Origin of the sequence: Mycobacterium sp. (assembly GCF_032162105.1) — a bacterium.
GTDB lineage: Bacteria > Actinomycetota > Actinomycetes > Mycobacteriales > Mycobacteriaceae > Mycobacterium.
Map to the genome: position 1 here is coordinate 1 of NZ_JAVRPS010000104.1, position 7,896 is coordinate 7,896.

General features: G+C 67.0%; 9 protein-coding genes. 5 read left to right on the top strand and 4 right to left on the bottom strand.

Annotated features, from left to right (window positions below; all coding sequences use genetic code 11):
* The coding region (locus tag QOC69_RS05130; protein ID WP_526437031.1) for an MmpL3/TtfA transport complex stabilizer at positions 1–909 on the top strand (909 nt) is incomplete at its 5' end.
* On the opposite strand, the gene QOC69_RS05135 is transcribed toward QOC69_RS05130, so the two are convergent.
* A complete protein-coding gene (locus tag QOC69_RS05135; RefSeq protein WP_526437033.1) occupies positions 906–1,667 on the bottom strand; it encodes a class I SAM-dependent methyltransferase in 762 nt (253 codons plus the stop codon). The genes QOC69_RS05130 and QOC69_RS05135 overlap by 4 nt on opposite strands.
* A gap of 511 nt (positions 1,668–2,178) precedes the next feature.
* Here QOC69_RS05135 and QOC69_RS05140 point away from each other — a divergent pair.
* Positions 2,179–2,640: a hypothetical protein gene (locus QOC69_RS05140; RefSeq protein WP_526437035.1), complete on the top strand. Its 462-nt coding sequence runs from the start codon at positions 2,179–2,181 to the stop codon at positions 2,638–2,640.
* 63 nt (positions 2,641–2,703) lie between these two features.
* On the opposite strand, the gene QOC69_RS05145 is transcribed toward QOC69_RS05140, so the two are convergent.
* Both QOC69_RS05145 and QOC69_RS05150 read right to left on the bottom strand, forming a co-directional pair.
* Positions 2,704–3,402, bottom strand: coding sequence for a response regulator (locus tag QOC69_RS05145; RefSeq protein ID WP_526437037.1), 699 nt, complete (start codon positions 3,400–3,402; stop codon positions 2,704–2,706).
* Positions 3,399–4,952 carry an ATP-binding protein gene (locus QOC69_RS05150; RefSeq protein WP_526437039.1) on the bottom strand — a complete coding sequence of 518 codons (1,554 nt, stop codon included), beginning with the start codon at positions 4,950–4,952 and terminating at the stop codon, positions 3,399–3,401. Before QOC69_RS05150 ends, QOC69_RS05145 begins: the two co-directional genes overlap by 4 nt.
* Positions 4,953–5,099: 147 nt before the next feature.
* On the opposite strand from QOC69_RS05150, the gene QOC69_RS05155 reads away from it, so the two are divergent.
* Entirely contained in the window at positions 5,100–6,470 is a 1,371-nt protein-coding gene (locus QOC69_RS05155; protein ID WP_526437041.1) for a dicarboxylate/amino acid:cation symporter, read from the top strand.
* A 172-nt stretch (positions 6,471–6,642) separates the two neighbouring features.
* Positions 6,643–6,954, top strand: coding sequence for a hypothetical protein (locus QOC69_RS05160; protein WP_526437043.1), 312 nt, complete (start codon positions 6,643–6,645; stop codon positions 6,952–6,954).
* Between the two features lie 6 nt (positions 6,955–6,960).
* Here QOC69_RS05160 and QOC69_RS05165 read toward each other — a convergent pair whose 3' ends face one another.
* Positions 6,961–7,566, bottom strand: coding sequence for a TetR/AcrR family transcriptional regulator (locus QOC69_RS05165; RefSeq protein ID WP_526437045.1), 606 nt, complete (start codon positions 7,564–7,566; stop codon positions 6,961–6,963).
* Between the two features lie 96 nt (positions 7,567–7,662).
* On the opposite strand from QOC69_RS05165, the gene QOC69_RS05170 reads away from it, so the two are divergent.
* The coding region (locus QOC69_RS05170) for an SDR family NAD(P)-dependent oxidoreductase (protein WP_526437047.1) at positions 7,663–7,896 on the top strand (234 nt) is incomplete at its 3' end.

Genomic DNA, 7,896 nt, shown 5'->3' on the forward strand with positions numbered 1-7,896 from the left:
ACCCTGGTGGTCACCAACTACGGCGACCACAACGTCGTCATGCTCAACGCGAAGAGCCTGGCCGTGACCGGCGGCGTCGCTGCCCGTGAGCCGTCCGCCGTCGTCGTCGCGAATGGCCGCGCCCACGTCGGCGTGGCATCGGCCAACTACGACGCAGTTGCCGTGATCGACATCAGGACCAGTGCCGTGATCGCGTCGTACCCGCTGTCGTTCAACGTCACCGCGATGGCCGCGAGCCCCGACGGCAAGCGCGTCTACGCCGGTCGCGCCGGCGACGGCGGTATCGACGTCTCCGTGATCGACACCACCGCAGACCGGGTGGGCACGATCTACCTCGCCAAGGGTGACGACACCAACATCGACGCCCTGCGGGTGGACGCCTCCGGCCGCCGCCTCTACGCGGCGGTATCGGACGCGCGCAGCAGCCGGCTGGTCGTCGTGGACCTCGAGACCGGCCGGGTGCACCGGTCGCTCGAGGTGGGCGACGCCATCCGCGGCATGGAGATCGGCCTGGACAGCACCGCCTACGTGCTGACCTCCGACCTCAACGAGCGTGGCGTCTTGCACGCCATCGACCTGGTGGCGAACCGGATCGTGGCCAGCGTGCCGGTCGCGACGGCGCCGACCCAGCTCGCGCTGTCCGTCGACGGCACCCGGGCGTATGTCGTCGACTACGACCACGTCGTGGTGTTGAGCACCGAGACGCTGACCGTCGTCGACACCATCTCGGTGGGTGCCCGGCCGTCGTGCGTCGCGGTCGGCGTCGACCGGCTCTACGTCGCCGACTGCGCCGGTGGCGTCACCGCCTACGCGGTGCCCGCGCCGGAGCCGATGCTGTACGCGGCTCTGGTCGCGGCCAATCCGGTTGCCGCGGTGGAGATCCGCGAGCTCGAGCCCGCAGGCGTCTAAGCCGACGCTTGCGGTGTGTGGATGACGGCGACGCCCTCTTTTCGGGCGTCGACTCCGGTGGCACCGATGCGTTCCTCGAGTCGAGACCGTAGCTCGGCTCTGGCCCGTGGCTCGAGCACGAGGACGTTGGAGAAGGTGAACGCCATGTTCACCCAGTCGTCAGTGGCGTAGTGCAGCCGTTCGACGACGCGGTGCCGCTCGATGGTGAAGCCCAACTCCTCGACGATCGCCGTCAGCCCGTCATCGTGGGCGGCGTCGATCGCCTGCCGCTGGGACACGTCGAGAAGGCCCGCGTAGGCCTCGTCGAGAACCTGCCGCGTCGGCGACACGGGCGTGACGCGGTTCGACAGCAGTGCCAGACGACCGCCAGGACCAAGGATTGACGCGACCTTCGTCAGCGCGCGCCGTGGCTCCACCCAGTGGAACGACTGGGCGAATACGACGAGATCGAACGTCCTGCCTGCCGGCTGCCAGTCTTCGAACGTCGCCTGCTCCACGCGGATGCCCTTGCCGACGGCTATGGCTGCCATGCGCGGGTCGGGCTCCACGGCAAGGACTTCGGCACCCGCCTCCATCAACTGCACCGATGCGATACCGGTCCCCGCTCCGACGTCGAGTGTCCGTATACCGTCACGCGACACCAGAGCGTCGACGAGAGACTGCGGATAGCGCGGACGGTAGCGGTCGTAGACATCGGCAGCCGAACCGAACGCCTCGGCCCGACGGCGGTTGGTGTACGCAGGCGGTCGCTCCAACATGACTCCAGCATGCCTGCGGACGCTCGTGGTGCGCCCCGCATTCTCATCCCGGCTAGCTGCGAAGCGACTGGGCCATGCAGGGGCCGTCCAGTCTGCCTCGGACGTCGATCTACGTGGGCCTTCGGTTTTCGCAAACGAATCGCTCATAGCGGTGCAGGGTGCCGTCGGTCGTGTTCACTGCGCTGTCACCGTTGCCAGCAACGCGTCCTCGAGACAGTTTGGCGAGGCATCGGGCGCGGGAGCCAGTGCTGCGTGCTTCGAAAGCGCGCCCGGTCGGGCGCCGACGATTACCCCGAATCTCTGGATAACGATTTGCTGGCTGCCTGTGCCAGCAACTTCAAATGCGGGTGTGCGCGGCACCGTCAAGGCGGAGCACGAGACGGCTCCAACGTCTATGACTGGCGTCGCGCCGAGAAGAGACCAAAAGAATGTTTCCCGATGTGGGTTTGATCACACCCCATTGTGGTAACTACATAGCCATCGTCAATTTCGTTGCTGAAGGGAAAAGCTCATGGCCGCACAACAGAGGTCGGTAGCAGGCAAGCTCGTCACCGCAGTGGGGATCGCAGGTGGTGCCGCAGCTATCGCAACTGGGATGGCACTCGCGGGAGCGGGAACGGCTTCGGCCGAGAATCGACACAACGTCGTCACGCAAGACGGGAACAAGTTCACCCCCAAGTCAGCTGCGGCCCAGTCATCTCTGGCCCAGTCATCCGTCGGGGACGCCGGTACCAACTTCCTCGTGAACCTCGGCACCGCCCTCTCCAACGCTCAGATCCAGGTGGGCACCGCGGGGACGAACGCGATCTCGCAGACGGGCACCGCCCTCCAGAACGGCCAGATCCAGCTGGGCACCGCGGGCAACAACGCGTTGACTCAGGTGGGCACCGCGGGCAACAACGCGTTGACCCAAGTGGGCAATGCCGGATTCGGCGTGCTGAACGGCATCGGCAATCTGTTCAATAGGGGTTAAGCGCCGGGACGACGGGACGGTGGCTGTGCGAGTCGATCGCACAGTCACCCTTTCGCTCGTGGCTCAGCGCCACTGGTAGCGGGTCTTGGGTCGGCCGGCCTTGCCGTAGTCCGTCCGTCGGATGACGGTGCCGTCGTCGGCCAGCCGTTCCAGGTAGCGCCACGCCGTGACCCGGGACACCCCCACCTGTTTGGCCACCACGTCGGCGGTCACGCCGTCGGGATCGTCGCGCACCGCGCGGGCGATGTCGTCGTGGGTCTGCGGCGCCGCGCCCTTGGGTGCCACGGACTTGTCGGCAGCGGAACGCAGTTCGGAAAGGGCGCGGTCGACTTCGGCCTGACTCGCCGCATCGACGCCGGCGGGCAGCGCCACCCGGTATCGCCGATAGCGCTCCAGCCGGTCCCGGAACGCCGCGAACGTGAACGGCTTCAGCAGATACGCGAGCGCGCCGTGGGCGACGGCGGCGCGCACCATCTCCAGATCCCGCTCGGACGTGATCGCGATGATGTCCGGCGCCGGCCGCAACCCCGCCAGCGCCGACGCCAGGCTGATCCCGCTGGCGTCGGGCAACCCGAGGTCGAGCAACACCAACTCGATCGGCGTCCCTGCCGCGGCCGCCTCCGATGCCGCATGCATGGCGTCGCGGGCGGTGTGCGCCACCACGGTGGCCGAGAAGCCTTCCAGGCGTTCCACATACGTGCGGTGCGCCTCGGCGATCAGCGGGTCGTCCTCGACGATCAGGACCGAGATCTGCGGGCTCACCGCGCCGTTCCCGGCACCGTCACGGTGACGACGGAACCGTAGGTCACGTCGGCGGTCAGCGTGCCCTCGTGCCGCTTCACCACCTGGGCCACCAACGCCAGGCCCAGCCCGTGTTGCTCCCCGTCGCCTGCCGACTTCGTGGAATAGCCCCGCTGCATCGACCTCTCGAACGTCTCGGCGTCCATGCCTGCGCCGCTGTCGGCCACCCGGATCAACAGTTCCTCGTCGTCCTGGCTCACGGTCACCTCGACCCAGGGATCGTCGCGGTCACACGCGTCCATCGCGTTGTCCACCAGATTGCCCAGCACCGTGACCATCTCCTGCGCCGTCAACGCCGCATTGTCCGTGTCCGAGGCAAGGTGGGTGTCCTCGGTGATGGTCAACGCGATGCCGCGCTCGTCGGCCTGCGCGGTCTTGCCGAGCAGCAGTGCCACCAGCGCGGGTTCGGCGACTTCGCCGGACAATCGGTCCACCAGTCGTTGGGACAGGGCCAATTCGTCGGTCGCGAACTTCACGGCGTCCTCCGACCGGCCCATCTCGACCATCGTGATCACGGTGTGCAACTTGTTGGCGGCCTCGTGCGCCTGCGAGCGCAATGAGTCGGTCAACACCTGCAGCGAGCTGAGTTCGCCCAGGGCACCCTGCAATTCGGTGCGATCACGGACCGTCACGACCTCCGAGTGGGGCGAATCTCCGACCCGCGATCGGTTGACCACCAGCACCCGCTCGTCGGTGACGTGCACCTCGTCGCGGACGCCGGGGTCGTACGTGCGGAGGAACTCCGGCAGGTCGGACTCGGCCACCGTGCCCGGCGACAGCGACAGCAGGCGCCGTGCCTCGTCGTTGACCAGGACCACGTGGCCATCGTCGAGCACGATGAGCCCCTCGGACACCGAGTGCAGGATCGCGTCGTGGTGTTCGTACATCACCCGCAACTCGTCGGGCCGCAGCCCGTGGGTCTGCCGGAGCAGCCGGCGGCGGATCGCCCACACGCCGACGAGCGAGATCATCAGGGCCGAGACGCTGACGATCGCGATGGTCGGCCACTGGTCGCGCCAACGCTCTGCCAGGGTCTGCTGCGTGATGCCCGCCGACACCAGTCCCACGACCCGTCCCGACCCGTCGCGCACCGGAGCGATCGCCCGCACCGACGGCCCCAGCGTGCCGGTGTACACCTCGGTGAACGTCTCGCCGCGCAGCGCCGGTTCGATGGTGCCGAGGTAGTGGCCACCGATCTGCTGCGGATCGGTGTGGGTGAAGCGGGTTCCTTCCGGCGACATGATCGTGATGAACGCGATGTTGGTGTTGGTCCGCACCGCCTCGGTCATCGGTTGCAGAACCTGGGTGGCCTGTCCGGATTCGATGGCCGAGGCGGTCGAGGGCGCATCGGCCAGAGCCGTCGCGATGCTCACCACCTGTTGGCGTGCGGTCGCTTCACCGTCCTGGCGGGCGTCGACGAGGGCAAGCGCGCTGCCTGCCAGCACCACCACCGAGATCACCACGAATTGCAGGGCGATCGCCTGGCCGGCCAGCGAGCGGGGCGCCCACATCGAAGGTGCCCACCACCTGCGCATTGCGCCTCCGCACCGTCGAACGTGAACGTAATGAACTAAAGCGTGACCTGGGTCACTTATGGGAACACCATCCTTGCAGATCAGTTTCGCCGTACGACTGTCACGAACTGGAGGGACCACACCATGACCACCCCACTCGACACCGCCGCGCCGCCCGCGCGGCGCGATCGAACACATTGGCTCTACATCGCCGTCATCGTCGCCGTCGTCGCCGGCGTGGTGGTCGGACTGCTCGCGCCGGAGGTCGGCAAGAGCGTCGGCATTCTCGGCACCATGTTCGTCAGCCTGATCAAGATGATGATCGTCCCCGTCATCTTCTGCACCATCGTGCTCGGCATCGGCAAGGTGCGCGCCGCCGCCACCGTCGGGAAGGTCGGCGGACTGGCGTTCCTCTACTTCCTGATCATGTCGACGGTCGCACTGGCGATCGGTCTGGTCGTCGGAAACCTCTTGAGTCCAGGTACCGGCCTCAACCTGTCCCCGACGTCGGCGGCCAAGGGCAGCCAACTGGCTGAGACCGCCCACGAGGCCGGCGGCCTGATGGAGTTCATCACGCACATCATTCCGACCTCCCTCTTCTCGTCGCTGACCGAGGGCAACGTGCTGCAGGCGCTGTTCGTCGCCCTGCTCGTCGGCTTCGCCGTCCAAGGCCTCGGAAACTCCCGTGAGCCGATCCTGCGCGGCATCGAACACCTGCAGAAGCTGGTCTTCAAGGTGCTGGTCATGATCCTGTGGCTGGCCCCGATCGGTGCCTTCGGCGCCATCGCCAACGTCGTCGGCCAGACCGGCTGGAGTGCGGTCACCCAACTGCTCACGCTGATGCTCGGCTTCTACATCACCTGCATCCTGTTCGTGTTCGGCGTGCTGGGCGTCCTGATGCGGGTGGTGGCCGGAGTCTCGATCTTCAAGTTGGTCCGCTACCTGGCCAGGGAGTACCTGCTGATCTTCGCCACCTCGTCGTCCGAGTCGGCATTGCCGAGGCTGATCGCGAAGATGGAGCACCTCGGCGTCGAGAAGACGACCGTGGGCGTGGTCGTCCCGACCGGCTACTCGTTCAACCTCGACGGCACGGCGATCTACCTGACGATGGCGTCGCTGTTCGTCGCCGACGCCATGGGCAAGCCGTTGGCGATCGGCGAGCAGATCTCGCTGCTGGTGTTCATGATCGTCGCCTCGAAGGGCGCGGCGGGCGTCAGCGGTGCCGGGCTGGCCACGCTGGCAGGTGGATTGCAGGCCCACCGCCCCGATCTGCTGGACGGCGTCGGCCTCATCGTCGGCATCGACCGGTTCATGTCGGAGGCGCGTGCGGTGACCAACTTCTCCGGCAACGCCGTCGCGACTGTGTTGGTCGGCTCGTGGACGAAGACCATCGACCGCACCAAGGTCGACGCCGTGTTGAGCGGTCACGATCCGTTCGACGAGCTGACCATGCTCGACGATCACGATCCCCGCGCCGAACAGCCTGCGCAGGAGAAAATCCCTGCGCCGGCATAGGGCGTGACATCGAAGGGCCCGGCCGGAACCCCTCCCGGCCGGGTCCTTCTCTGTGTACCTCTCGTGAACCAAACTGCTGCCCGTCTCGTCTATGTGAGTGAAGGCCAACTGGCCACCCGAGATGCGGGCGAATCGCGACATCGCAACGCCCCGAACGAGAACGGAGCATGCGATGCGTGCAACCCTGTTGACCCTGGTCGCCCTGGCAGCGGCCATCGGAATGATCCTCGCCCCTGCGGGATCGGCGTCGGCGGCCTCGGGCTCTGCCATCGCGACCATCGGCCAGCTCGAGGCGGAGGGCTTCGACGTCAACGTCGATCGCATTGGCAGCGCGCCGCTTTCGGAGTGCGAGGTGACCAGCGTGCGCAACCCGCAGGAGCAGACCAGGCTGGTCCGGGTGAACCGGCGCAAGGGCAGGGACGAGTTCATCGAGGTCGTGGTGAACCGCACCATCACGGTGTCACTGGACTGCTCGAGTCGCTGACCCGGCTCATCGATCCGGTGTGATGCCACGAAAGAGGTTGTCCACCAAAGCGTCTACGAACTCCTCGGTCAGCGGCTGGTCGGGCAGCAACAGACGGTGGTAGCAGGCTCCCCACAGCTGATCGACCACCGACTCGGGGTCCAGATCGGGGCGCAGCTGCCCGCGCGTCTTCGCCGCCTCCATCGCCGAGACGGCCAAGGCGCGACGCGGTGACGAATAGCGTTGCAGATACGCGGCTTTCAGATCGGGATCGGACTGGGCCTGGCCGATCAGCTCGGCGATCACCGAACCGGCAGGGCCGTCGCGCACCACGGCCAGGAAGGCGTGCAACTGGGTACGCAGGTCGACCTCGATGTCGCCCGAATCGGGGAACTGGAGCTTCTGCTCGACCTGGTGGAAGTAGCCGTCGAGCGCCAGCGCGCCCTTGGACGGCCACCACTTGTAGATGGTCATCTTGCTGGCCCCCGACCGGGCGGCCACCTTGTCGATGGTGAACGCGGCCATGCCCTCGACGAGCAGCAGCTCGCCGGCCGCCGCGAGGATCTCGGCGCGGACCTCGTCGGCGGGGCGGCGCCCCCTGCCGCGGCGGGGACGGTCTTCGACTGCAGCCATCTGACGGCGTCTCCTGACGATCTTCGGGAATATATGGACGAATAGTCCACTTCATGCTTATATGGACGAAGCGTACACGTATCAAGGGGAGCAGAAATGACAGATCGAATCGCCATCGTCACTGGTGCGTCCGGTGGCATCGGGCGCGCGGTCGCCGTTCGGCTCGGCGCGCAGGGAATGTCTGTCGCCGTGCACTTCTCGGGCAACCGGGAACGTGCTCAGGAGACCGCCGATCAGGTCGTGGCAGCAGGCGGCCGGGCGCTGGTGGTCGGTGCCGACGTCGCCGACGAGGCCCAGATCGCAGCACTGTTCGACCAGGTCGAGGCCGAG

What these genes read in the sequence shown, in the direction of transcription:
- QOC69_RS05135 (WP_526437033.1), bottom strand. Translation starts at nt 1,667, where the DNA reads ATGTTGGAGCGACCGCCTGCGTACACCAACCGCCGTCGGGCCGAGGCG.
- QOC69_RS05140 (WP_526437035.1), top strand. Translation starts at nt 2,179, where the DNA reads ATGGCCGCACAACAGAGGTCGGTAGCAGGCAAGCTCGTCACCGCAGTG.
- QOC69_RS05150 (WP_526437039.1), bottom strand. Translation starts at nt 4,952, where the DNA reads ATGTGGGCGCCCCGCTCGCTGGCCGGCCAGGCGATCGCCCTGCAATTC.
- QOC69_RS05155 (WP_526437041.1), top strand. Translation starts at nt 5,100, where the DNA reads ATGACCACCCCACTCGACACCGCCGCGCCGCCCGCGCGGCGCGATCGA.
- QOC69_RS05160 (WP_526437043.1), top strand. Translation starts at nt 6,643, where the DNA reads ATGCGTGCAACCCTGTTGACCCTGGTCGCCCTGGCAGCGGCCATCGGA.
- QOC69_RS05165 (WP_526437045.1), bottom strand. Translation starts at nt 7,566, where the DNA reads ATGGCTGCAGTCGAAGACCGTCCCCGCCGCGGCAGGGGGCGCCGCCCC.